The following is a 23,905-nucleotide window of genomic DNA, read 5'->3' as shown; positions in this document are numbered from 1 at the left end:
GAACCGCCGGAACGCTCAAATCCCCCCATAACGCCCTAGGGTGGCGATCTGACATCGTTCGTCATCCTGAAGGGAGCATCCCTTGGCATCTCGACTCAACCCGTACATCAGCTTCTCCGGCGACGCGCGGCAGGCCATGGAGTTCTACAAGGGCGTCCTGGGCGGCACGCTCAGCCTGAGCGGCTACGGCGAGTTCGGCTCGCAGACGCCGCCCGGCTACGAGGACAAGATCATGCACGGCATGCTCGAGACCGACCGCGGCTTCACGCTGATGGGCGCCGACCAGCCGCCCGGCATGGAGCACAGGCCCGGGAACAACTACGCGGTCAGCCTGAGCGGCGACGACGCCGACGAGCTGCGCGGCTACTGGGAGAAGCTGTCCGCCGACGGCGACGTCTCCGTCCCCCTGGAGAAGCAGATGTGGGGCGACGTGTTCGGCATGTGCACGGACAGGTTCGGCATCACCTGGATGGTCAACATCACCGACCAGGGCTGAGGACGGAGCGGCGTACGGGGAGGGACCCGGGGGGAGGGGCCGGACCGGGCCCGCCCGTACGCCGCCGCCTGGGCGGGCCCCCTTACGCCGCCGTCTCCGCGGGCACCCTCACTCCGCCGCCTCCGGGACTGCCCGTACGCGGCTTCCGCGGGTGCCCGTACGCGGCCTCCCCAGCTCTGCGGGACCCTGCGGGCAGGGTGCCGCCGCCTGCGCCGGGTGCGTCGGCTCCGCGAACCTCAGCGGGTGGCCAGGACGATTCCGTACACCGCGAAGAAGAGGGCGACGAAGAGGACGACGACGAACAGGATGACGAGCGGGCCGGCGGCCCATCCGCGCGTCGGGCGGCGGTGGGGGCCGACGCCGGTGCTCGTCCCCGACTCCGCCGGAGGGGTCTCTCCCGGAGGCACGCTGCCCCCGGCTTCCAGACCCGTCGTGGAGCGGGGGTCGGGATCGGGATTGCTCGGGACGGTCATGGCCGTCACCTCCTGCTAGCGGGCTCCGGCACGCCGGCACGGCCGTGCGGTCCGACGACTGCCCCGTCGGGCCGGTTTCATTCGTCCCGACCGGGTACTCGCGGTGCGAGGTACGCCCATACCCGATCAGCAGCGTGCGCACGAGGAGGACAGCCATGACGACGCCTCAGCGCGGCAGCAGCAAGTCAGCCCCCCGCCTGGACGACGAACGCAAGAAGGAGGTCGAGGGCCAGGTCCGTTCCGGCCACCCGACGCGTGCCCAGGAATGGCGCGACCCCGAACCTCTGATGGACCCGCCCGACGAGCAGGAGGAAGGGGAAGAGACGTGACGTCGCCGAAGGATCCTGACGCGGGCGTGGACGCGCGCGGCGACGACGTGTACCAGCCGGTCGGCTCGGACGCCCCCAACCGGCCCAGCGGCCCGCTCGACCCGGAGAACATGCTCGATGCCGAGCCGGCCGAGGGCCCCGAGGAACCGGGATTCTCGCCGCCCGACAGGCCGAGCGTGGTCACCCGCCGTGGCACGACGACCGAGGAGCAGCGCGAAGGCAGGCCCCTCGACGACCGCCTCGCGGAGGAGCAACCCGACGTGACGCCGAGGGAGGGCGACGACGTCGGAGATCTTCCCGGCGGCGAGGGCGAGCCGCTCGACGAGGAGTCCGGCGCCACGCCGGCCGGCCGCCTCGCCGTACCCGACCCGCTGGTCCCCGGCGGCGTCACCGCGCGTGACACGGGGCCCGACGACGAGCCGGCCGCCGAGGAGGCGGCGGTGCACCGGGACACCGCGATCGACGGCGGTGGCGGTGGCGGTGGCGGTGGCGGTGGTGAGACCTCACCGTCCGCGGACTGAGGGCGAGGGGCCCGGCCGACGCGGCCCGTCAGCGGCGGGCCGCTGACCGGTGAACCCGGAACCCGTACGAGATGAGGAGTCGGCCATGAACGAACCACGGAGCCGTACGGAGCCAGGCGGAGGCAGGCGCGCGGCCACCCCACGTGACCTCGCCGAGCTCAAGGAACGGCAGGCCCACCGTGAGGAGCGCGAGGAGGCGGCGCAGCAGCGGATGGGGCGGCACGCGGCTCCCCGGGACCGCGGCGGGCAGCGGTCGGCGGAGAAGGGCGTCGCCCCTGACGGCGGAATTCCCGGCGGCCGCCCGCCCGACGCACCCTGAACCCTCGCGCGGCAACCCCCACCCGGCGGGCTCCCTGATGGGAGCCCGCCGGCACCTTTGGCACCCCTGGCACCCCGCCCCTGGCACTCCGCCCCTGGCACCCCGCCCCTGCCACCCCTGGCACCCCGCCCCTGGCGGCCCACGCCTGGCACCACCCTGGCACCCCACCCCTGGCACCCCTGCGCCGCTTCCCGCGCCCTGCCACCGCGAGGCCGCCCTGGAGACCCCGCCGTCCCGCCCTCCCGCGGCCCCGGGCGCGCCGGAGGTTGCGCCGGGCGGGCGAACAACCGGCCCGGTACCCGATGGGTTCAGTCGTTTCCGGTCAATTTCTCTGTCAGGTCTCCGACGTCGACTGGCGAATTCGCGTGATCCGTCATCCTCCGGGAATTCCCTCACCGGAGGAGAAGTCCCTGCGCAGCGGTCCTCCGGCGGCTGCACGGGGGTGTGGTTCCGGCCGCTGTGGCGAAACGTGAGGGTCCTCACCGTGGACCCTCGGGTTCACGGTGGTTCTAATTGGCGGGCCCATTCGTACGGGCTGTCCGAAAGGGCGTCACGGGGGCTTGCGAGGAGGTCGGCTATCGGAAGGCTGCGCCGCCCAGGGCGGCGCCTTCGGCATGCCCCGGCGGGTCTGCGCCGGGTGGGCGGGTCTTCGCCGGAGCCGGTTCTTTACTCCTTCAACTCTCGCGTCTTCAACAAATGGTAGCGGGCCGCACGACTTCCGCCGTGACCCGGTGGAAGCCGAAACAGACGAAGAGGGAAAACGATGACGGACAACAGTCGTACGAACCGGACACCCCGGAGCGACGACAGGTTCGAGAAGTTTCCGCTGACCGAGATCCAGTACGCCTACTGGGTCGGTCGAGGCTCCAATTTCGTGCTCGGCAACGTGGCGCCGCACGCGTACTTCGAACTCGAAGGACGACGCCTCGACCCCGACGTGCTCTCCCGCGGCTGGCGGACCCTGATCGAACGGCACGACATGCTGCGCGCGGTCGTGGACGAGGACGGACAGCAGCACGTCCTCGCCTCCGTACCGAAGTTCGAGGTCCGATGTACCGACCTCCGGTCGGCACCGCCGGACGAGGCGGAGCGCGTGCTGACCGGGATACGCGACGAGATGTCCCACCACGTCTACACCGCCGCCGACTGGCCCCTGTTCGACATCCGGCTGTCCCGGCTGCCCGACCACGACCGGCTGCACGTCAGCCTCGACCTCCTCATGGTCGACCTGGCCAGCCTCACGCTGCTGTTCAGCGAGTGGAGCGCGCTCTGCCAGGACGCCGAGCTCGAACTGCCGCCGGTCGACGTGACCTTCCGCGACTACGCGCTCGCCCTGGAGCAGGGCTCCCAGGCCCCCCGGCACCAGAAGGCCCTCGACTACTGGACCTCGCGCGCCACCACTCTCGCCCCGCCGCCCGACCTGCCGCTCGCCAAGTCGCCCGTGTCCGTCCACAAGCCCCGCTTCACCCACCGCGAGTACCACCTGCCCGAGCCGGACTGGAAGCGGCTGCAGGAGCGCTGCGAGGCCCGCGGCCTGACGCCGACCGCCGTCCTCGCCGCCGTCTTCTCCGAGGTGCTCGCCGTCTGGAGCGGCACCCGGCGCTTCACCCTCAACCTCACCCTGTTCAACCGGCTGCCGCTGCTCCTGGACCGCAACGAGGCCGGCAAGCGCGTCGTCCACCCCCACCTGCGGCGCATGGTCGGCGACTTCACCTCCATCTGCCTCCTCGAAGTGGACGCCTCGACCGGCCGCTCACTGAGCGAACGCGCCGGGGCCACCCAGACCCAGCTCCAGAAGGACCTGCGCCACCGCCAGGTCAGCGCCCTGCAGACGCTGCGCGAACGCCGCAGGCTCGGACTGCAGAGCGGCTTCGAGACGATGCCCGTCGTCTTCACCAGCGGTCTCGGCACCGCCGCCGACGTCAGCGACGCCATGGGCTACTTCGGCGACATCTCCTACCGCGTCAGCCAGACCCCCCAGGTCTGGCTCGACCACCAGGTCGTCGACTTCACCGGCTCCCTGGACCTGACCTGGGACTGCGTGGAGGAGCTCTTCCCCGAAGGCCTCCTCGACGACATGTTCGCCGCCTACTGCGCGACCGTCGCCCGCCTCGCCCACGAGGACGAGCCGTGGGACGAGGAACTGACCGTCGACCTGCCCGGCCACCAGCTGACCGGCCGCGCGGCCGCCAACGCGACCGAGGGCCCGCGCCCCGAAGGCCTGCTCCACGAGCCCTTCCTCGACCGGGCCGCCGCCCATCCGGACCGGCCCGCCGTGCTGACCGCCGGCCGCGAGGTCACCTACGGCGAACTCGCCGCGCGCGCCGAGGCCGTCAGGCACCAGGTGACAGCCGCGGTGGACGGCGAGCTGCGCGACCGGCTCGTCGGCATCACCCTCGACAAGGGCCCCGAGCAGGTGGCCGCCGCGTACGGCGTGATGATGGCCGGCGCCGCGTACCTGCCGGTCGGCGCCGCCCTCCCCGCTCAGCGCCGCTCCCGGATCCTCGCCGACGGCCGGGCCCCCGCGGTCGTCACCGACCGTGCCCTCGACGCCGCCCTGGAGTGGCCCGGAGGAACGCCGCGTCTCCTCGTCGACGGCCCCGCCCCGGCCGCGCCCGCCGGCCGGCTGCCGGCCGGTCCCGCCCGCCCCGGCGACCTGGCGTACGTCCTCTACACCTCCGGCTCCACCGGCACCCCCAAGGGCGTCATGATCGAGCACGGCGCCGTGCTCAACACCGTCGCCGACATCAACGAGCGCTTCCATGTCGGCCCCGAGGACCGTGTCTTCGGCCTCGCCGACCTCGGCTTCGACCTGTCCGTGTACGACCTCTTCGGCACCCTCGCCGTGGGCGCCGGGCTCGTCCTGCCGGACCCCGACATGCGCTCGGAACCGGCCCACTGGGCCAAGCTCATGGCCCAGCACGGCGTCACCGTGTGGAACTCGGTACCGGCCCAGATGCAGATGCTCGTCGAGCACCTCGAAGCGGGCGGAGAGGTCCCCGAGCGGCTGCGCCTCGTCCTGCTCAGCGGCGACTGGATCCCCGTCGACCTGCCCCGCCGCATCCACGACCTGTGGCCGGACGCCGAGATCATCAGCCTCGGCGGCGCGACCGAGGCCTCCATCTGGTCCATCCACCACCCCGTCGACGAGGTCCCGCAGGGCGCGAAGAGCGTGCCGTACGGCGTGCCGCTGCGCAACCAGACCTTCCACGTGCTCGACGAGCGCATGGAGCCCTGCCCGGTGTGGACCGCCGGGCAGCTGTACATCGGCGGCACCGGCCTCGCCCGCGGCTACTGGGCCGACGAGGAGCGCACCGCGGCCGCGTTCGTCACCCACCCGCGCACCGGCGAACGCCTCTACCGCACCGGCGACTTCGGCCGCTACCGCACCGACGGCACCATCGAGTTCCTCGGCCGCCGGGACGGCCAGGTCAAGATCAACGGCCACCGGGTCGAGCTCGGCGAGATCGAGGCCACCCTCTCCCAGCACCCGGGCGTGGACGCCTCGGTCGTCGTGAAGTCCGCCGACGGCGCCGGCGCCGCCCGCCTCCACGGCTACGTCGTGCCCTCGACCCGCGACGGCGACGACACGCTGTTCGTGACCGAGCACGCCGAACCCGGGACCAGCGCGGAGCTCTGGCAGGCCCTCTGCTCGACGGCCGGCCGCCCCGGCACCGGCCCCGCCCCCGAGCGGCTGCGCGCCGCCTGGGACGTGCTCGACGAGGTGTACACGCTCGCCACCGCCGCCGCCTTCCGCTCCTTCGGCCTCCCGCACGAACCGGGTGCCGTCTTCGACCCGGCGGCGCTGCGCGGCGCGGGCGTCGCACCCCGCTACGAGCGGTGGCTCGCCCGAGCCGTCGCCCGCCTGGAGACGACCGGACACCTGACCGCGGGGCCGGACGGGACGACCGTCGCCCGCCCGCTGCCCGAGGCCCTGCCGGCCGAGCTGAAGGGCCGCGCACGCGAGGTCCTCAAGGACGTCCTCGGCATCGACGAGGACGTCACCGACTGGATGCTCACCCTCGCCGACGGCCTCGCCGACGTGCTCACCCAGAGCGTCCACTCGGCCGAGCTGTACGCCTCGGACCGCACCCCCGGCGTCTACGACCGGCTCTTCGGGCCCACGTACGAAGCCGCCGCCGACGCCGTGCGCGAGCTCGTCGCCCGCCGGCCCGTCGACCGCACCCTCAAGGCCATGGAGGTGGGCTCCGGCTACGGCTCGCTCACCCGGCACCTGCTGCCCCTGCTGCCCGAGGACCGCACCGAGTACCTCTTCACCGACATCTCGCGCTACTTCACCGACCGGGCGAGGACCGTGTTCGCGGACCACCCGGCGCTCCGCTTCGACCTGTTCGACCTCGACCTGCCGCCCGCCGTCCAGGGCTTCGGCGACCAGTCCGCGGACCTCGTCGTCGCGGCCAGTGTGCTGCACGACATGCGGCGGATCGCACCGACCCTGCGCAACCTGCGCTCCATGACCGCACCCGGCGGCATCCTGCTCATGGTCGAACAGACCACCTTCCACCCGTGGTTCGACCTCGTCATGGGCCTCCAGCAGGGCTTCGACAACTTCGAGGACACCGAACTGCGCACCCGCCACTGCCTGCTGGGCCGCGAGCAGTGGACCGCCGAGCTCGCCGCCGCCGGCTTCGCGCGCAGTCAGGTCCTCACCGTCACCGGCGGCCCCGCCTCCGTCGGCTTCGACGTGATCGTGGCCCAGGCGCCCGACACCCGCCGCCGCTTCGCGCCCGACGCCCTGCGGGAGTTCGCGGCGGCACGCCTCCCCAAGCACATGGTGCCCGCGCAGATCCTCGCCCTCGAGGAACTGCCCCTGAACGCCACCGGCAAGGTGGACCGCGCGGCGCTCGCCAAGGCGGGGGCGCGCGGAGCGAGCCGCGGCAGGCCCGCGAAGCCGCCGCGCACCGACCGGCAGCGCAAGCTCGTCGAGATCTGGCGCGAGGTCCTGGGCCTCAGCCGGGTCGACCTGGACGACGACTTCCTGGACGCGGGCGGCGACTCGCTGCTCGCCGCGCGGCTCGTCGCCCACCTGCAGACCGCGTTCGACGTCGCCGTGCCGGTCGGCACGGTCCTCCAGTACACGACGGTGGAGGCGCTCGACGGCTACCTCGAGCAGCTCCTTGGACCGTCCGAGCTCATGCCCGGGGAGAAGTGATGAACGAGACCCAGCAGACCCAGCGGACCGGCGGCGGCGCCACGGCGCCGGGCGCCGCAGAGCGGCCCTCCGCCGACGAGATCGTCGCGTGGGTCCTCGGCTTCCTCGCCGAGATCCTCGACGTACCGCCGCAGGACATCGACCCCGCCACGCCGCTCGACGAGCTCGGCGTCGACTCCGCCACGACGCTCGTCCTGTGCGCGGGACTCGGCGAGGAGTTCGCCCTGCGCGTACGGCCCAGGGACGTGTTCGACCACTTCACGGCGGACGCCCTCGCCCGGCACCTGACGGCACCGCTGCCCGCGGGAGTGTGAGCGACCCGTGAGCACCTCCACGCCGCCCCGCTGGATCATCGGCGGGGCGCCGCGGCCGGCCGCCCCCAAGCTCTACTGCTTCGCCCACGGGGGCGGCTCCGCCGCCGAGTACCTGCGCTGGGCCCGCGACCTCAGGGCGGGCGAGCCGCACGCCGTACAACTGCCCGGACGCGGCTCGCGGACCGGCGAACCCGTGATCACGTCGATGGACGCGCTGGTCGCCGCGCTCCTCGACGGCGTACGGCCGGCCGCGGAACCCTTCGTGTTCTTCGGGCACAGCTTCGGCTCGCTCGTCGCGTTCGAGTTCACCCGCGCGCTGCGGGCGGCCGGCCGGCCGCAGCCCGCGCACCTCGTCGTCTCCGGCTACCCCGCCCCGCACCTGCCGCGCGCCGCCTCCCGGTTGCACCTGCTCGGCGACCGCGAGCTCCTCGAAGCCGTCTCCGAGCTGCACGGCGGGATCCCGCCCGAGGTCCTGGCCGACGACGACCTGGCGACCCTCGCGGCGCGGGCCCTGCGCGCTGATTACCAGGTCCTGGAGACCTACGCGCACCGGACCGAGGCACCCCTGTCCGTCCCCCTCACCGTGCTGGGCGGCACCGGGGACCGGGTCACCGCCGAGCAGCTGGAGGCCTGGCGGGAGCTGACGGACGCCGAGGTGACGGTACGCCGCTTCCCGGGCGGCCACTTCTACCTCCGGGACCGGCCGGCGCCCGTCCTGCGGGCGCTCTCGGGCGCGCTGACCTCGGCGGCCGCGGCGGGCCCGGCGCCGGACCGGGACTCGGCGGCCGCGGAGGAGAGGAGCGCGCCGTGCTGACCTTCGCCGCCGCGTCCCTGGTCCTCATCATGATCCCCGGCCCCGACCAGGCGCTGATCACCCGCAGCGCCCTGGCCGGCGGCCGAGGGGCCGGCCTGCTCACCATGGTGGGCGGCGTCCTCGGCCTGGTCGTGCACGTCGGGGCTGCCGTCCTGGGCATCTCCGCGGTGCTGCTCGCCTCCGCGACCGCGTTCACCGTCCTCAAGGTCGTGGGCGCGGTGTACCTGGTGTGGATGGGCATCGCGACCCTGCGCGGCGCCCGTCGCACGCTGCGGGAGCAGGCCGGGAAGACGGACGGCGGCGAAGAGGAGGAGGCGGACGGGGCCGGCGGCAGGTACGTGCGCTACGGCTTCCTCTCCAACGCGCTCAACCCGAAGGTCGCGCTGTTCTTCGTGACCTTCCTGCCCCAGTTCCTGCCGCCCGAGGGCCAGGTCTTCCCCAGGGCGATGGCCCTGTCGCTGGTGTTCGCCGTGCTGTACCTGCTGTGGTTCAGCCTGTACGTGATCACCGTCGACCGCCTCGGCAGGATCCTCCGCCGCCCGCGCGTCCGCGCCCGGATCGAGCAGGTCACCGGACTCCTGCTGATCGGCTTCGCCGTCCGGCTGGCACTCCAGTCGCCCTGACCCGGTGGCCGTTGCCCTGACCCGGTGGCCGCCGCCCTGACCCGGTCGCCGCCGTGCGTGCGCGCCGCGCGTACACGGCGGCGACCCGGGAAGGCGCCGAACCTGCTCGCATGAGCGCCCGGCGTCTTCTTCCGCGCCCTGAACCGTCTCCTGTGCGCCGGGCGCGGGGCCGAGGGGGAGAAGAGCGCCGCGCGCTCGCCGGTTCAAGTGAATGGGGCCGGGTGCGCGTTGGTCGGTTTGTGGCACCGGGCACGTTCCTCCCGGCGGTTCTCACCGTTGAGAGGGGCACCCATGACGAGCCACGCCACCGAGGCCGGGCTTGAAGACCTGCTGCACCGGGCACTGCACGCGACCGGCACGGGCGCGCGCTGGACGGCCGACACGGACGAGATGTGGTGCCGTGTCGCGCCCCGGTCCGGCACCCGGCGCGAGCAGGGCTGGAAGCTGCACCTCTCGGCGACGGCCGCCTCCGCGCCGGCGGTCCTCGCGAAGGCCCTCGACGTACTGCTGCCGGAGGACTCGGCCTTCAAGTTCGCCCGCTCGCTCGACCAGGTGAGCGCGCTCAACTCCCGTGCCACGCCGCGCGGAAGCTCGGGCAAGTTCATCACCGTCTACCCGCGCTCCGACACCGCCGCGACCCGGCTCGCCCAGGACCTGCACCAGGCCACGGCCGGCCTGGCCGGCCCCAGGATCCTGTCCGACCAGCCCTACGCCGCGAACAGCCTCGTGCACTACCGCTACGGCGCCTTCGTCGGCCGGCGACGCCTCTCGGACGACGGCCTGCTGGTCTGGTACATCGTGGACCCCGACGGCAACCCCGTGGAGGACCGGCGCACCGGCCGGTACTCCCCGCCCTCCTGGGCGGTCTGCCCGTTCCCCGCCACAGTGCCCGCCCCGCCCCGTACGGCGGACGCGGCCGGCGGACCGGTGGTGCTCGGCGGTCGCTTCGCGGTGCGGGAGGCGATCCGGCACACGAACAAGGGCGGCGTGTACCGCGGCACCGACGTCCGCACCGGCGCGCCCGTGGTGATCAAGGAGACGCGGCCGCACGTGGAGGCCGACGCCTCCGGCAGCGACGTACGCGACTGGCTGCGGGCGGAGGCCCGGACCCTGGAACGGCTCAAGGGCACGGGGCTCGCTCCGGAACCGCTCGCGACGTTCGAGCACGGCGGGCACCTGTTCCTGGCCCAGGAGGAGGTGCCGGGCGTCACCCTGCGCACGTGGGTCGCCGAGCACTTCCGGGACGTGGGCGGCGAGCGCTACCGCGCCGACGCGCGGGACCAGGTCGCCCGCCTGGTGGAGCTGGTCGCGGCGGCGCACGCCCACGGCTGCGTCCTGCGGGACTTCACCCCCGCCAACGTCATGGTCCGCCCGGACGGCGAACTGCGCCTCATCGACCTGGAACTCGCCGCCTGGCAGGACGAGCGCCCTCTGCCCACCCGCGTGGGAACCCCCGGCTTCAGTGCTCCCGAACGCCTCGCCGACGCACCGGTCCACCCGACGGCCGACTACTACAGCCTGGGTGCCACCATCTGCTTCGTCCTGGCAGGGAAGGTACCGAACCTGCTGCCCGAGGAGCCCGCCACCCGGGCCCCGCAGGAGCGGCTCGCCTCCTGGCTGGCCGCCTGCACCGGACCGCTGGACCTGCCGGCCGCCCTCGTGGAGACGGTCCTCGGGCTGATGAAGGACGAGCCGGCCGAGCGCTGGGACCCGTCGAAGGCCCGTGCGGCCCTGCACGGCGAGGCCCTGACCGCCCGTGAGGACCCCGCCCGTGAATCCGTCCGGACGGCGGATCCGGCGCCGCCGGACCATGGCAGCGCCACCCTCACCGCTCCCGCGACCACCCTCACCGCCCCCGCCCCCGCCACGGCCGCCCGCCCGGCACGACACGACCGCCGTCATGACGACGACCCGGTCGCCGCGATCGTCGACCACCTCCTCGACTCGATGACCCCGGCCGACGACCGCCGGCTCTGGCCCGTCTCCACCACGGCCGGTGAAGCCGATCCCTGCACCGTGCAGCAGGGCGCGGCCGGCGTCCTCGCCGTACTGACGCGGTACCACGAACTCACCGGTGACCCGCGCCTGCCCGGACCGATCTCCACGGCGGGCCACTGGATCGCGGACCGCACCGACACCCGCTCCACCCGCCCGGGCCTGCACTTCGGCGGGCGCGGAACCGCCTGGGCACTGTACGAGGCCGGGCGCGCCGTCGACGACCGCCGGCTCACCGACCACGCTCTGAACCTGGCGCTGGCACCGCAGCAGTCCACGCCCGGCCACGACATCACCCACGGCACCGCGGGCAGCGGACTCGCCGCCGCCCACCTGTGGCACCGCACCGGCGACCCGCGCTTCGCCGAGCTGGTCGTCGACGCCGCCGACCGGCTGGCCGCCGCAGCCCGGCACGAGCCGTCCGGAGCGGGCTGGGAGGTTCCCGCGGAGGCCGGTTCGGGAGAGGCCGGAAAGCGCTACCTGGGCTTCGCCCACGGAACCGCCGGCATCGGCTGCTTCCTGCTCGCCGCCTCGGCCGTCTCGCACCGCCAGGAGCACCTGGACCTGGCCGTCGCCGCCGGTGAGCTCCTGGTGGCCAACGCCGTGCGGACGGGCGCCGCGGCCCAGTGGCCCGCCAAGGCCACGGACGTGCCCACGGCCGCGTACTGGTGCCACGGCGCGGCGGGCATCGGCACCTTCCTCGTCCGGCTGTGGCAGGCCACCGGCGACGACCGGTTCGGTGACCTCGCCCGCCGCGGCACGCACGCCGTCGCCGAACGCGCCTCCCGCGCGCCGCTCACCCAGTGCCACGGGCTCGCGGGCAACGGCGACTTCCTCCTCGACATGGCCGAGGCCACGGGTGATCCCGCGTACCACGCGATGGCCGAGGAGCTGGCCCGCCTCCTCCTCGCCGAAGGGGCCGCCCGCGACGGCCACATGGTCTTCCCCAACGAGTACGGCGACGTCTCGACCAGCTGGAGCGACGGTTCCGCCGGAATCCTCGCCTTCCTCCTGCGCGTCCGCCACGCCGACCCCCGGCACTGGATGGTCCAGCCGCCGGTCTGAGCGGCAGGAAGTACTGCCGCCATCCATCCCGCAGAAAAGGGACACAGAAAAGGGAGTAACCCATGGAAAACCAGGACCTCGAACTGCTGGCGCGGCTCCACGCCCTTCCGGAGACCGATCCCGTCGGCGCCGACGGGGCGCCGTTCGCCGCGACGTGTGAGTGCGTCGGCCTGCTGACCCTCCTCAACACCGTCTGTATCGGCATCAGCTGCGCCTAGGCCGACGGTCGTCCGGCCGGCAGCTGCCCGGGACAGCCGCCGGCCGGAGTGACCCACGGAGCCAGACAGGAACGGACCACATGCAGCCAACCGCCGGCGACGGCGAACTCGCCCGAGAAGCCGTCATGACAGCCGTGCCCGCCGGGCAGCCCGCCCCGCACCACCGGTCCGGCCCTCCTTCCGCCATCAGCACGCGCGGCCTGGTCAAGAGCTACCCGGGCCCGCAGGGCACCGTCATCCACGCCGTGCGCGGACTCGACCTGGACGTCCCCCAGGGTGAGACCTTCGCCTTCCTCGGCCCCAACGGCGCCGGGAAGTCCACCACCATCGCCCTGCTGTGCGCCCTCGCCCGCCCCACGTCCGGTCACGCCACGGTGGCCGGGGCCGACGTGCTCACCCAGCCCCATCACGTACGGCGACAGGTCGGCATCCTCTTCCAGCACAGCGCCACGGACGCGGACCTGACGGTCGAACAGAACCTTCACGTCCACGCGCGCCTCTACGGGATGCGCCGCCGCGACGCCCGCGGCCGCGCCGCCGAGGTGCTGGAGACGGCCCGGCTGACGGACCGGCGGCGCGCGCCCGTACGCACCCTGTCCGGCGGCATGCGGCGCCGGCTGGAGATCGCCCGCCAACTGCTGCACGCCCCTCGCGTGCTGTTCCTGGACGAGCCGACCACCGGACTCGACCCCCATGCCCGCGCGCAGGTCTGGGACCACCTGCGCGCGCTGCGCGACCGCCACGGCACCACCCTCTTCGTCACCACCCACTATCTGGAGGAGGCGGAGAACTGCGACCGCATCGCCATCATCGACCGCGGCCGGCTCGCGGCCCTGGGCACACCCCTCGCGCTGAAGGACGCGATCGGCGACGACCGGGTCGCGCTGCGCACGGGTGACGACGCGCGAGCGCGGGAGATCGTGCGCGGGATCGCGCCCGACCGCGCCGTCACCGTCGACGCGGGCGGCGTGTGGCTGCGGCTGCCCGGCGGAAGCGCCTGGATCCCCCGCCTGTGCGCGGCACTGGAAGGCCACGGCATCGCGGTGCACGCAGCCTCCGCTACCCCGCCCACGCTCGACGACGTCTTCTTCCACCACACCGGTCGCAGCCTCGACGCCCGCTCCACCGCGTCCCCGGCCCCTGCGGACGCCGGAGGCGGCCGATGACCACGCTCACGCCGGAGGCCTCGGGCGGCACCGGCAGCTCTCCCACCGCCGACGCCTCCGACGACTCCCGCACTTCGGGAGGAGTCCGCGACGACGGACGGACCGGCCGTCTGCGGCGGGAACTCCGGGCGGTCCACGCCCTGGTCCACCGCGACCTGCTGCGTCTGGCCGGACAACGCACCCACACCGCCCTGATGCTGCTCCAGCCCGTGCTCTACCTGCTCGTCCTCGGCGGCGGCCTGGCCGCGCTCATCCCCAGCTCCCGACTGGGCGTCGGCTACCAGGGCTACCTCTTCCCCGGCATGCTGATGATGACCGTGCAGACCCCGGCCATCATGGTGGGCGTCCGCCTGATCACCGACCGGCAGAGCGGCTACCTGCGAGAACTCCTCATGGCCCCGGTCCACCGCGCCACGCTGCTCCTCGGCAGCTGCGCCGGCGGGACGGTGGTCGCCACCGCCCAGGGCGCCGTCCTCCTCGCCCTGGCCGGCTACGTCGGCCTGCCCTACGACCCGCTCCTCCTGGTCCTGCTCCTCGCCGGCATGGTCCTGGCCTCCTTCACCATCACCGCGCTGGCCGTCGCCCTGGCCGTCGGCCTCCGCCGGGCCGAGACCTTCCACATGCTGCTCGGTCTGGTGATGATGCCGCTGCTGTTCCTGTCCGGCGGCTTCTTCCCGCTGACGGCCATGCCCGGCTGGGTCCGCGCCGTCGCCGACGCCAACCCCCTCGCGTACGCGGTCGACCTGCTGCGCCGCTGCATCGCCCTGCGCGTACCGGAGCACGCCGCCACCGGTGGCATCGAGTGGGCCGGCCGGCAACCTCCGCTGCTCCTCGAAGCCGCCCTCCTGGCGGCCGTCGGCGCGGTCGCCCTCCTGTGGGCCGCCCGCCGCTTCAACCGTCCGGAGTGACACAGCAGTTGTTGCGGAGGCGGACTCTCGCCGACCCGTGCCGGTGGGGTTCCGTCGTGGCGCTCCTGGCGGGATTCTGGCTTCATGAAGACAACGGCGCGGGTCATCGGAAGGCTGGTGTGCGCGGCCGGCGGGGTGTGGGTGGCCTCCGAGGTCGTGGGCCGGTTACGGGTCGGTGGCACCGCGGGCGAGCGCCTGGGCTCCGTGGTCCTCCTCGCCGCGGTGTTCATCGCCGTCGTCATGCTCCTCCCGATGCCGCTGACGCGGCTGCTCGGGCGGGCCGTGACGAGGAATCAGCGGCGCATCGCGGAGGAGCCCGACTGGGACGCCTCCGACTGGGAGTTCTTCGCGCCGCTGCGCAGGCATTTCGTCTTCGTCGGCCTCGGCATGGTGCTGGCGGCCGTCGTCCTGGTCGTGGTGGGGCCGGCGGGGTTGTGGGCCGGGACGGAGCTGGCCGCCGCGCTGGGCATGGACGTTCGGCTCGACGGCGGGCTCAAGGCGCTCGTCACCGCCGGACTCGTCGTCACCGCCGTGGAGACGGCGCTCCAGCTCGTGCTCGCCCTGCCGGTGAAGCGCCGCCGCTCCGGGGCGCTGCGCTCCCTGAGCGGCCTCCTCCTGTCCGGGGCGGGGCTGGTACTCGCGGAAGTGTGGCTGGACGGCGTGCAGGCGGCGGACCCGCGATGGCTGACGCTCGCCGTCGTCGCCGCCCTCTTCCACCTCCGCTTCCGGTTCACCCTGACGCTGCCCGTGCCCGGGGTGGCGTCCCTGGTCCTCGTGTCGCTGAACGTGCTGGCGCTCTGGCTCGTCGTGTGGCTCACCGGAATGCTCCACGTCGACGGCTTCTGGCCCCTGGCCGGGACGGTCGCCCTGATGTGGGCGGCGGAATGGCCGAGCCGCCTGGCGAGCGCCGCGGCGGAGGCCCGCGCCAACCCGCCCCAGCCCCCGCACGACCCCTTCTGGCCGGAACACCACATGCCCCAGTCACCGCTGTACTGACCCCACCGCGCCTTCTGACGACCGGTGCGGTGGGGGCCGCCGCGGCTCGGGCTCAGCCCAGTGACACCGTCGCCCTGTGCACGGCACCCAGCGTGCCCGGAGTGACGCGCAGCCTCAGGGTGGTGCCCGTCGAGAGGACCTCGACGGAGGGGTCCTTGGCGGTCACCGAGGTGACGGGACGGTTCCAGGTGACGTCGATGGCGTCGCCCGTGCGCAGGGGGCCGGAGACGCAGACGGTGGCGGTGGCGCCGGTCTCGCGGATCAGCACGCTCGCGGGCTGGGACGCGGTCAGCGGGCCCACGGTGGCGGCGAGCCAGAAGTTGACCGCGGTGACGCCGAGCGAGGGGACCCGGACGCCCTGCTGTTCGTTGGTGTTGGCCAGGACGCCGAGCCAGGAGGTGTCCGCCGCGCGAGCCGCGGTCTGCTGGGCCGTGGCGCCGGGCATGAGGACGTAGGCGTACGCCGCCCAGGTCGGGTCCGTACCGTGGTCGAACCACAGGGTCAGGTAGCGGCGGGTGACCGGGTCGGTGACGGCCGAGCGGTTGATGTCGGACCAGGCGCCGGTACGGGCCTCGCGCAGGGCCTTGACGGTGGCGCCGCCGGGGAAGACGTATCCGGCGTGGCCGGCCAGATGTGCCCAGCGCGCCCCGGTCAGCGTGGCGCTCCACCCGAGGGCCGTGGACTGGGCGGCGCCGTCGACGGTGAAGGCGTGCGTGCCGGACGCGCCCAGGTTGCGGTTCTCGACGACCGACTCGACGCCCGTGCCGTCCCGGCCGTGGATGCCGGCACCCAGACAGACCACCGCGTCGTCGAGGAAGAACCAGGACTTCTTCGCGAGCAGGGTCGACGAAAGCCCCTTGAGGTACTGGCCGACGGCCGCGTAGGTGCCGTCCGTCGCGCCGCCTACCCAGCGCACGTCCGGGCGTGCCGCGCCCCAGGTGCCGCCCTCGCCGTCCGCGAGGGGCTTGCGGGACGCGGTGGTCCCGGGCAGGCGGTAGGGGTCGACGGTGGGCCAGAAGTCGTCGGTGTACTGCCCGTTGGCGAAGGTGCCGCCCCACCAGTAGAGCATTCCGGAGCTGCTGTGCCAGGCCCGGAGGTTCTCGCCGTTGCCGTTCTCGTAGTAGGTGATCCGGTGGGAGGCCATGGACACGGCGGCCGCCCAGCCGGGCCGCCGGTGCACCGCCCGGTCCATCGAGGGGAAGAGGCGGTGCCCCGTCGGCTCGGCGGAGCCGGTCGGGACGGTGTCGTCGACGGCCTTGAGCCGGGCCAGCTGGGCGACGCCGAGGGCGGGCCCGGCAAGCACCGGGCGGTAGTAGTCCCGGGTGATCCAGCCCTTGATCATCTGGTCCCAGCGGCTCTTCTCGGCCGGGGACGCGCTCACGCCGAGGAGCGCGATGCAGGCGATGATCCCGTGTCCGCGCAGATGGTCGTCCTGGCGGAGGCCGGCCGGGTCGCCCTTCTGCACGCCGCGGCTGATCGCGCGCCCCGACACCGGGTCCATGGCGAGGCCGTTGAAGAGGAACGGCGCGTACGCCTTCTCGACGGAGTCGAGCACGACCTGGCGGCCGGGGTCGGTGACCTCCCAGGACGTGCCCTTCAGCAGGGCGAACAGCAGCGAGAGGCCGCCGAGCATGACGGAGCCGTACGAGCCCGCGTAGGGGACGTAGAGGTGCTGGACGAAGCTGCCGTCCTGGTACAGCCCGTCGCCCGTCGTGACGTAGGGGAAGACGGGGGAGAGGGCGTCACGGGCGAGGGCGAGCTTCGGGGCGGCCCCGCCCACCGCACCGCGCAGTGCGAGGACGCGGCACAGGTCGACACGGTTGGCGCCGGTGGAGGTACCGCTGTAGGCGGCGACGGCGCTGTCGGGCACGAAGTGGTCGACAGCGGCGCAGTGGTCGGCGACGCGGGCGGCCCCGAGGTGCTCGTACAGCATGACGTCGATGTCGAGAAGCGCCTGCGGAGCGCCTATCTGCCAGCTGTACCAGTTGCCGTACCGGGTCTGGCCGGCGTTGTACGCCTGGTCGTGCAGGTGGTCGAGGCCGGCGAGGATCTCGTCGCGCAGCGCGGCGTTCCCGGTCAGTCCGGTGCCGGGCTGGCTGTACGCCTCGGTCATGGTGCGCAGTCGGTTGAAACTGCTGTTGAGGTTGCCGGAGTACGTGTACGACTCGGCGTCCGTGTCGGGTTCCGGGTCGGCGTAGGGAAGGTCGGGCCAGAGGGAGCCGGCCGCCCGGGACATGGTCGAGCGCAGGTTCGCAGCGGTGGTGCCCAGGGTGGCGAGCTTGCTCGCGAACGGTTCGGCGGTCGGGGAGAAGCCGGTTCCGAGGATCAGATCCCGCCACGCCAGACGCAGGGCGCCGTACGCGTCGGCGGCCTCCGCGGTGCCCGCCGTGGCGAAGGGGACGGGTGCGAGCGCCGCGGCGGCGACGGCGGCTCGCAGCAGCCCGCGGCGGGACAGGCGGGCAGGATCGGCGGAGAAGGGCACCGGATGCATGTGACTGCCTCTCGGGGGCGAGGGAGATGACGCACGGGCGGTGACGGTCCGTCACGTGGAGGACGTGACAGCCGTATGGCAAGCGCTTTCTCCCATGGCTGGAAACCTTCCGTCAAGAGGTGTGCGCGCGGCGGCCTCCGTCCCCTCCGCCCTGGCTGCTCCCTGTCGAGCGGACGGCCGTGAACACGTGCCACGGGCGCCCCTAGCCTCATGTGCCGTTGCGGGCAAGGGGGTTGCTCGTGCGTGAAGGGGCGCACGGAGGTGCGGGAGATCTCGACATGGTCACAAGCGGCACCGGAGGATGCCTGACACCTAAGGCGTGCCTTACCTAAGTTGTATGGTGGCGCGGTCGGTTCGACGGCGGGAGGGAAGTGGTGTCCATGGGTGACGTCCGCCTCATGGCGAACGATCTGGACGTCGGCCATGGCGGCCGGACGGTGTTGAAGCAGGTGGACCTGTCCTTACGGGTCGGCGGGATCACCGTCCTCGTCGGTCCCAACGGCTGCGGCAAGTCGACCCTGTTGCGCACCGTGGCCGGACTGCTCCCGCCGCTCGGCGGCGAGATCCGCATCGACGGCGAGCCGCTCCGCTCGCTCGGCCGCCGCGCGCTCTCCCAGCGCCTGGCCTTCCTCCCCCAGACCTCGCAGGCACCCGCCGGGGTCACGGTCCGTGAACTCGTACGCCACGGCCGCTACGCCCACCGCGGCGCCCTCGCCCGGCACACCGCCGAGGACACCGAGGCGATCGACTGGGCCCTCGACGTCACCGACGCACGGCCCCTGGTCGACCGCCGGCTCGACGAACTGTCCGGCGGCGAACGCCAACGCGCCTGGCTCGCCATGGTGCTGGCCCAACGGGCCGGCGTCCTCCTCCTGGACGAGCCCACCACCTACCTCGACATGCGCCACCAGTTCGACGTCCTCGACGTCGTCCGCCGGCTGGCCCGCGAGCACGACATCGCCTGTGGCGTGGTGCTGCACGACCTGATGCAGGCCGCCGCCTACGCGGACGAGGTCGTGGTGGTCGCCGACGGCGGCGTCGCCGCCTCCGGCACCCCGGACGAGGTGCTCAACCCCGACGTCATCCAGCGCGCCTTCGGACTGCGCGTCAACGTCGTGCGCGACCCCGCGACAGGATACCTCGCGTGCTTCCCCCAGCGGTCCGAGGCCTCCACCGCGTCCTGAGGCGCGTCCCGAACGTCCCGCACCCGACGACGTACCTCCCGGCGCCCCGCCGACAGCGGGGTCCGCTCTGTCCGCACCGTCTGTACAGCCTGTACACAAGGAGAGATTCACCATGCAGAAAATGCTGCGCGCCCTCGCCACGGGCGGTGCCACCGCGGCCCTCGTGCTGACCGCCGCCGGCTGCGGGGGCGGCACCGTGGGCGAGACGAACGACGGGAAGAAGACGGGGGACACGACCACCGGCGCCACGATCACCGTCGACACCGCGCAGGGCAAGGTCTCGCTGGACAAGCCCGCCGTGAAGGTCGTCACCCTGGAGTGGACGTACGCCGAGGAACTCGTCGCCGTCGGCGTCACCCCCGTCGGCAACGCCGACAACAAGGGCTACGGCACCTGGATCACCGCCAAGGGCGCGGCCCTGCCGGACCGGGTCACCGACGTCGGCAGCCGCAACGAGCCCAGCCTGGAGAAGATCAAGGCGCTCCGCCCCGACCTCATCGTCATCGACAACGACCGTTCCAAGGCCAACCTGAAGCAGCTCCAGGCCATCGCCCCGGTGCTGTCCTTCACGTACACCACCAAGCCCCAGCTCGCCACGATGAAGAAGAACTTCACCGAGCTGGCGAAGGCGGTCGGCAAGGAGGACAAGGCCGCCGAGGTGAACGCGCAGATCGACGCCAAGGCCGCCGACCTCAAGGGCCGGCTCGACAAGGCGGGCAAGGGCGGCCTGAAGTACGCCCTGGCGCAGGGCTTCACCGCCAACGGCGCCGCATCGATCCGGATGCTCACCGACGACGCCATCGCCCCGCAGGTGCTCAACCTCGCCGGGCTGAAGAACGGCTGGAAGGGCCAGTCCGACGCGTGGGGGATGACCACCGTCGGCGTCGAGGGGCTGACGCAGGTGGAGAAGGACGCCACCTTCCTGTACGTCGCCGCCGACAACGACAACCCGTTCACCGGCGACCTCGCCGGCAACGCGGTGTGGAAGGGCCTGCCCTTCGTCAAGGACGACAAGGCGCTGCCGCTCGACCCGGGCACCTGGCTCTTCGGCGGGCCGCTGTCCGCGCAGCACATCCTGGACGAGACCGGCAAGGCCCTGAAGGTCTGATGGCCTCGGAAGGACTGACGGCCGCCGCCCCGGCCGGAATCCCCGGCCGCCGCCCACGGGCCCTGCTCGTGGGCGGCGCCCTGTCCCTGGTCCTCGCCGCGGTCGTGGTGGTCCACCTCGGCCTCGGCGTCTCCGGCGTCGGCATCGGCGACATCCTGGACCTGCTGCTCGGCCACGGCGACGCCCGCACCGAGGACGTGCTCGTCGGCAGCCGCCTGCCGCGCACCCTGACCGGTCTCGTCGTCGGCGTCGCGCTCGGCGTCTCCGGCGTCCTCGTCCAGGGCGCGACCCGCAACCCGCTGGCGGCGCCCGACACGCTCGGCGTGAACGCCGGAGCGTACTTCGCCGTGGTCCTCGTGGCCTTCACCGGCGTGAGCCTCGGCCCGGTGCCCGCCGGCGGCGCCGCCTTCCTCGGCGGACTGCTCGCGGTCGGTCTGGTCTACCTGCTCACCAGCGGGGGAGTGCTGACGCCCGGCCGGGTGCTGCTCGCCGGGGCGACCGTCGCCCTGGCCGCCACCTCGGCCGCCGAGTTCCTGCAGATGCTCGACGTGCAGGCCACCCGGGGGCTGTTCTTCTGGGGCAACGGAACCCTGCTCCAGTCCGGCCTGGAACGGCCGCTCACCCTCGGCGCCGTCGTCCTCGTCGGCGCGCTGGCCGCCCCGTTCCTGGCCCGCCCGCTGGACCTGCTCGCGCTCGGCGACGAGACCGCGCAGGCGATGGGCGTACGGGTCGAGCGGATCCGCCCCGCCGCCTTCCTGCTCGCCGTCCTGCTGTCCGCGTCGGCCGTCTCGCTCGCCGGCCCGATCGGCTTCGTCGGTCTCATCGGCCCCGTCATCGTGCGGCAGTTGGGCATGCGGCGGCACGCCCTGCTGGTCCCGATGGCGGCCCTGCTCGCCTCCGCACTCGTCCTCGGCGCCGACGCCGCCGCCCAGCTGATCGTGACGCCGTCCGCGACCCAGCCCGCCGAGATCCCGGTCGGCGTGGTCACGGCGCTCATCGGCGGGCCGGTCTTCATGGCCCTGGCCCGGCGGGTGAGCACCGGCGACGCCGACACCGGCGCCGCCGTGGTGGTCTCCGACCGGCGCCGCGCCCCCGGATACGCCGTCGCGCTCGGCGGTGGCCTCGTCGCCCTGGCCGTCGCGATGGCCGTGTCGCTGCGCCTCGGCGACGTGCCCGTCAGCTGGAGCCAGCTCGGGGCCGCGCTGACCGGCTCCGCCGAGCAGATCACCGAGGCCGTGGTGTCCTTCCGGCTGCCGCGCATCCTGGTCGCCGCCCTCGCCGGTGCGTGCCTGGCCGTCGCCGGTGCCGCCGTGCAGGCGGTCGTACGCAATCCGCTGGCCGAACCGGGCCTGGTCGGCGTGACCGGCGGGGCGTCCCTCGGCGCCGTCACGGTCATCCTGCTCGTCCCGTCGGCGCCGCTCGTCGCCCTGCCCGCCGCGGCCGGGACCGGCGGCGTGCTCATGCTGCTCCTGGTGCTCCTCGTGGCCAGGGGCACCCGTGGCGGCGGCCGGTCCGGGATCGACCCGACCCGGGTGGTGCTCGTCGGCATCGGCGCGGCCGCCACCTCGATGGCGCTGGTCAACATCATGGTGGTGGGCGCGCAGATGAACATCTCGGCCGCCCTCGGCTGGCTCGCGGGCAGCACGTACGGCCGGGACTTCTCGGCCCTGGGCTGGCTCGCCCTGCCCGCCCTCGTCGCCGTGCTGCTGGTGGTCGCGGCCCGTCCGGTGAACCTCCTCTCCCTCGGCGAGGAGCTGCCGCGTGCCCTCGGACTCGACCTCGGGCGGGCGCGGCTGCTCGTCCTCGGCGCGGGCGCCGTCCTCGCCGCGGGAACGGCGGCGGCCGTCGGCGCCGTCGGCTTCGTCGGCCTCGTCGCGCCCCACCTGGCCCGGCGCGTCGTCGGTAACAGCACCGCCCGCATGGTGCCGATGGCCGCCGTCCTCGGAGCCGTCCTCGTCGTCTCCTCGGACGCCCTGGGCCGCTGGCTGCTCGCCCCGACGGAGATCCCGGTGGGCATCGTCACGGCCCTGGTCGGCACCCCGTACCTCGTCTGGCTCCTGCGCAGGAGCCGCGACGTCTGATCCGCGGGAAGCCCGCCCGGCGGCCGTGCGCCGGGAGGGCCCGTACGTCAGGAGGGCTGGGGCGCCCGGGTCCGCGGGCGTTCCGCGAGGGCGCCCGCGGAGGCCGGCACGGGCCTGAGCGTGCGGGCGGCGACCACGCCCAGGAGGCAGACGAGGGCGGCGGCCAGGCACACGGCCGTGAAGGCGCCGGAGAAGGCGGAGCGGGCCAGGGGGCGCAGGGCAGGGGCGAGGAGGTCGAACCGTCCGGTCTCCACGGCCTCCCGCAGCGGCCCGGCGCCCGCGGGGCCCCCGCCGATCCCGCTGTCCAGGCGGGCGGAGAACACGGCGCCGAAGACGGCCACTCCGGTCGCGGTGCCGAGCGGGTAGCAGGCGTTCGTGAGACCGGACGCCATCCCGGCCCGCTCGGTGGGCACGGTGCCCACCGCGACGCCCATCAGCGGCGGGAAGATGACGGCTCCTCCGATGCCGAGCAGCACCAGACCGGTGACCATGACCGCATGGCCCGCGCCCGCCCCGGCCGCGGCGAGGCAGAGGAGTCCGAGACCCTGCGCGGCGAAGCCCCGGGCCACCAGGACGTCGGGCGCGTACGCCTTCTGCAGCCTGTTCACGAACATGCCCGCGACGAGCAGACTGCCCGTCAGGGGCAGCAGGAGCAGACCCGCCTGGAGCGGCGAGTAGGCGCGGGTGCTCTGCAGCCACAGGGTGAGGAAGGCGAGCATGCCCAGGCTGGACAGCCGGGCGAGGAAGCCGAGCAGCGCGGCGCCCGAGAGGGCCCGGATCCGCAGCAGCGTGACGTCGATCAGTCCGCCCCCGCGGCGCTGGCCGGCGACCAGGGCCGCGGCGAGCAGCACGCAGGCGGCCGCGGAGGCCAGCACCTCCGGTGCCGTCCAGCCGGCCTCGGGGCCGGTGACCAGCGGATAGTGCAGCGCCAGGAGGAAGCCGACCGCGAGCACCGCGCCCAGCACGTCGACCCGCCGCCCGGTGTCCCCGGGAGCGGCGGATCCGGGAGCGGCGGATCCGGGCATGCGGGCCAGCGCACCGGCCACGACCAGGACGCCGATGGGGACGTTGACCAGGAAGATCCAGCGCCAGCCCAGTGCCTCGACGAACACGCCGCCGACGATGGGCCCGAGCGCGCCGGCGGCCGAGGCGACGAGCGCGTACGAGGCGATCGCCGCCTGGCGTCGGGCACCCTCGTACGCGGCGGCGACCAGCGCGAGGGTCGGGGCGAACACCATGGACCCCCCGAGCCCCTGGGCGGCCCGGGCGGCGATGAGGGTGCCGGCGTCAGGGGCCAGACCGCACGCGGCGGACGCGAGGGTGAACAGGCCCATTCCGGCCACGAAGACGGCTCGTCGGCCGATGCGGTCGGAGAGCGCGCCCGCGGTGAGCAGCAGCGCCCCGAAGGCCAGCGAGTACGCCGACACCGTCCACTGCACCCGGCCGAGGCCGGATTCCAGATCGCGGGCGATGTCCGGGAGCGCGACGTTCACCACGGTCACGTCCAGGGTCATCATGACGCCGCCGGCGCTCACGAGCGCGAACGTCCATCGCGGGCTGTGCCGTCGGGAGGGCACGTCCGAACACCTCCGTATGCGGTTCGAGAGCGGGCCGTCCGCGCACCGGTCAGG

The 23,905-nt window shown here is 73.7% G+C and carries 19 protein-coding genes; 16 read left to right on the top strand and 3 right to left on the bottom strand.

Features of this window, described 5'->3' with window-relative positions; genetic code table 11:
• Nucleotides 1-82 precede the first annotated feature (82 nt).
• Complete coding sequence (locus ACFY8W_RS26500; protein WP_391110012.1) at nt 83-496, top strand: VOC family protein; 414 nt, start codon at nt 83-85, stop codon at nt 494-496.
• A gap of 236 nt (nt 497-732) precedes the next feature.
• On the opposite strand, the gene ACFY8W_RS26495 is transcribed toward ACFY8W_RS26500, so the two are convergent.
• Complete coding sequence (locus ACFY8W_RS26495; RefSeq protein WP_391110010.1) at nt 733-969, bottom strand: DUF6480 family protein; 237 nt, start codon at nt 967-969, stop codon at nt 733-735.
• 155 nt (nt 970-1,124) lie between these two features.
• Between ACFY8W_RS26495 and ACFY8W_RS26490 the strand changes: the two genes are divergently transcribed.
• The 12 genes from ACFY8W_RS26490 to ACFY8W_RS26435 all read left to right on the top strand — a co-directional run bounded on the left by ACFY8W_RS26490 (nt 1,125) and on the right by ACFY8W_RS26435 (nt 15,410).
• Entirely contained in the window at nt 1,125-1,298 is a 174-nt protein-coding gene (locus ACFY8W_RS26490; protein WP_391110007.1) for a hypothetical protein, read from the top strand.
• The gene (locus ACFY8W_RS26485; RefSeq protein WP_391110004.1) at nt 1,295-1,819 is read left to right on the top strand and encodes a hypothetical protein; all 525 of its coding nucleotides are present in this window, start codon (nt 1,295-1,297) and stop codon (nt 1,817-1,819) included. Before ACFY8W_RS26490 ends, ACFY8W_RS26485 begins: the two co-directional genes overlap by 4 nt.
• Before the next feature lie 85 nt (nt 1,820-1,904).
• Nucleotides 1,905-2,138 carry a hypothetical protein gene (locus tag ACFY8W_RS26480; protein WP_391110002.1) on the top strand — a complete coding sequence of 78 codons (234 nt, stop codon included), beginning with the start codon at nt 1,905-1,907 and terminating at the stop codon, nt 2,136-2,138.
• A gap of 763 nt (nt 2,139-2,901) precedes the next feature.
• Nucleotides 2,902-7,311 (top strand): amino acid adenylation domain-containing protein, encoded by a 4,410-nt coding sequence (locus ACFY8W_RS26475; protein ID WP_391109999.1) that lies wholly within the window; start codon nt 2,902-2,904, stop codon nt 7,309-7,311.
• The gene (locus ACFY8W_RS26470; protein ID WP_391109997.1) at nt 7,311-7,625 is read left to right on the top strand and encodes a phosphopantetheine-binding protein; all 315 of its coding nucleotides are present in this window, start codon (nt 7,311-7,313) and stop codon (nt 7,623-7,625) included. Before ACFY8W_RS26475 ends, ACFY8W_RS26470 begins: the two co-directional genes overlap by 1 nt.
• Before the next feature lie 7 nt (nt 7,626-7,632).
• Complete coding sequence (locus ACFY8W_RS26465; RefSeq protein WP_391109994.1) at nt 7,633-8,439, top strand: alpha/beta fold hydrolase; 807 nt, start codon at nt 7,633-7,635, stop codon at nt 8,437-8,439.
• Complete coding sequence (locus ACFY8W_RS26460; protein WP_391109991.1) at nt 8,433-9,062, top strand: LysE family transporter; 630 nt, start codon at nt 8,433-8,435, stop codon at nt 9,060-9,062. Before ACFY8W_RS26465 ends, ACFY8W_RS26460 begins: the two co-directional genes overlap by 7 nt.
• Nucleotides 9,063-9,353: 291 nt before the next feature.
• The gene (gene lanL, locus ACFY8W_RS26455) at nt 9,354-12,122 is read left to right on the top strand and encodes a class IV lanthionine synthetase LanL (RefSeq protein WP_391109988.1); all 2,769 of its coding nucleotides are present in this window, start codon (nt 9,354-9,356) and stop codon (nt 12,120-12,122) included.
• 62 nt (nt 12,123-12,184) lie between these two features.
• A complete protein-coding gene (locus ACFY8W_RS26450) occupies nt 12,185-12,340 on the top strand; it encodes a VenA family class IV lanthipeptide (RefSeq protein ID WP_388857907.1) in 156 nt (51 codons plus the stop codon).
• An 80-nt stretch (nt 12,341-12,420) separates the two neighbouring features.
• Nucleotides 12,421-13,506 carry an ATP-binding cassette domain-containing protein gene (locus ACFY8W_RS26445; RefSeq protein ID WP_391109985.1) on the top strand — a complete coding sequence of 362 codons (1,086 nt, stop codon included), beginning with the start codon at nt 12,421-12,423 and terminating at the stop codon, nt 13,504-13,506.
• The gene (locus tag ACFY8W_RS26440; protein WP_391109982.1) at nt 13,503-14,414 is read left to right on the top strand and encodes an ABC transporter permease; all 912 of its coding nucleotides are present in this window, start codon (nt 13,503-13,505) and stop codon (nt 14,412-14,414) included. Before ACFY8W_RS26445 ends, ACFY8W_RS26440 begins: the two co-directional genes overlap by 4 nt.
• An 84-nt stretch (nt 14,415-14,498) precedes the next feature.
• A complete protein-coding gene (locus ACFY8W_RS26435; protein ID WP_391109980.1) occupies nt 14,499-15,410 on the top strand; it encodes a hypothetical protein in 912 nt (303 codons plus the stop codon).
• A 52-nt stretch (nt 15,411-15,462) separates the two neighbouring features.
• On the opposite strand, the gene ACFY8W_RS26430 is transcribed toward ACFY8W_RS26435, so the two are convergent.
• Entirely contained in the window at nt 15,463-17,901 is a 2,439-nt protein-coding gene (locus tag ACFY8W_RS26430; RefSeq protein ID WP_391109977.1) for a polysaccharide lyase family 8 super-sandwich domain-containing protein, read from the bottom strand.
• Between the two features lie 380 nt (nt 17,902-18,281).
• On the opposite strand from ACFY8W_RS26430, the gene ACFY8W_RS26425 reads away from it, so the two are divergent.
• The 3 genes from ACFY8W_RS26425 (at nt 18,282) to ACFY8W_RS26415 (ending at nt 22,274) form a co-directional block, all read left to right on the top strand.
• The gene (locus ACFY8W_RS26425; RefSeq protein ID WP_391109975.1) at nt 18,282-19,085 is read left to right on the top strand and encodes an ATP-binding cassette domain-containing protein; all 804 of its coding nucleotides are present in this window, start codon (nt 18,282-18,284) and stop codon (nt 19,083-19,085) included.
• Nucleotides 19,086-19,197: 112 nt separating this feature from the next.
• The gene (locus ACFY8W_RS26420; protein WP_391109972.1) at nt 19,198-20,193 is read left to right on the top strand and encodes an ABC transporter substrate-binding protein; all 996 of its coding nucleotides are present in this window, start codon (nt 19,198-19,200) and stop codon (nt 20,191-20,193) included.
• The gene (locus ACFY8W_RS26415) at nt 20,193-22,274 is read left to right on the top strand and encodes an iron chelate uptake ABC transporter family permease subunit (RefSeq protein WP_391109969.1); all 2,082 of its coding nucleotides are present in this window, start codon (nt 20,193-20,195) and stop codon (nt 22,272-22,274) included. The genes ACFY8W_RS26420 and ACFY8W_RS26415 overlap by 1 nt, the downstream gene beginning before the upstream one ends.
• Nucleotides 22,275-22,321: 47 nt before the next feature.
• Here the strand turns inward: ACFY8W_RS26415 and ACFY8W_RS26410 are convergent, their stop codons facing one another.
• The gene (locus ACFY8W_RS26410; protein ID WP_391109966.1) at nt 22,322-23,851 is read right to left on the bottom strand and encodes an MFS transporter; all 1,530 of its coding nucleotides are present in this window, start codon (nt 23,849-23,851) and stop codon (nt 22,322-22,324) included.
• Nucleotides 23,852-23,905: the final 54 nt, after the last annotated feature.

This window comes from Streptomyces sp. NPDC012637, from assembly GCF_042954805.1.
Lineage (GTDB): Bacteria > Actinomycetota > Actinomycetes > Streptomycetales > Streptomycetaceae > Streptomyces.
Note: the sequence above shows the minus strand (reverse complement) of the source record. Positions and strands in the feature narration are given on the sequence as shown.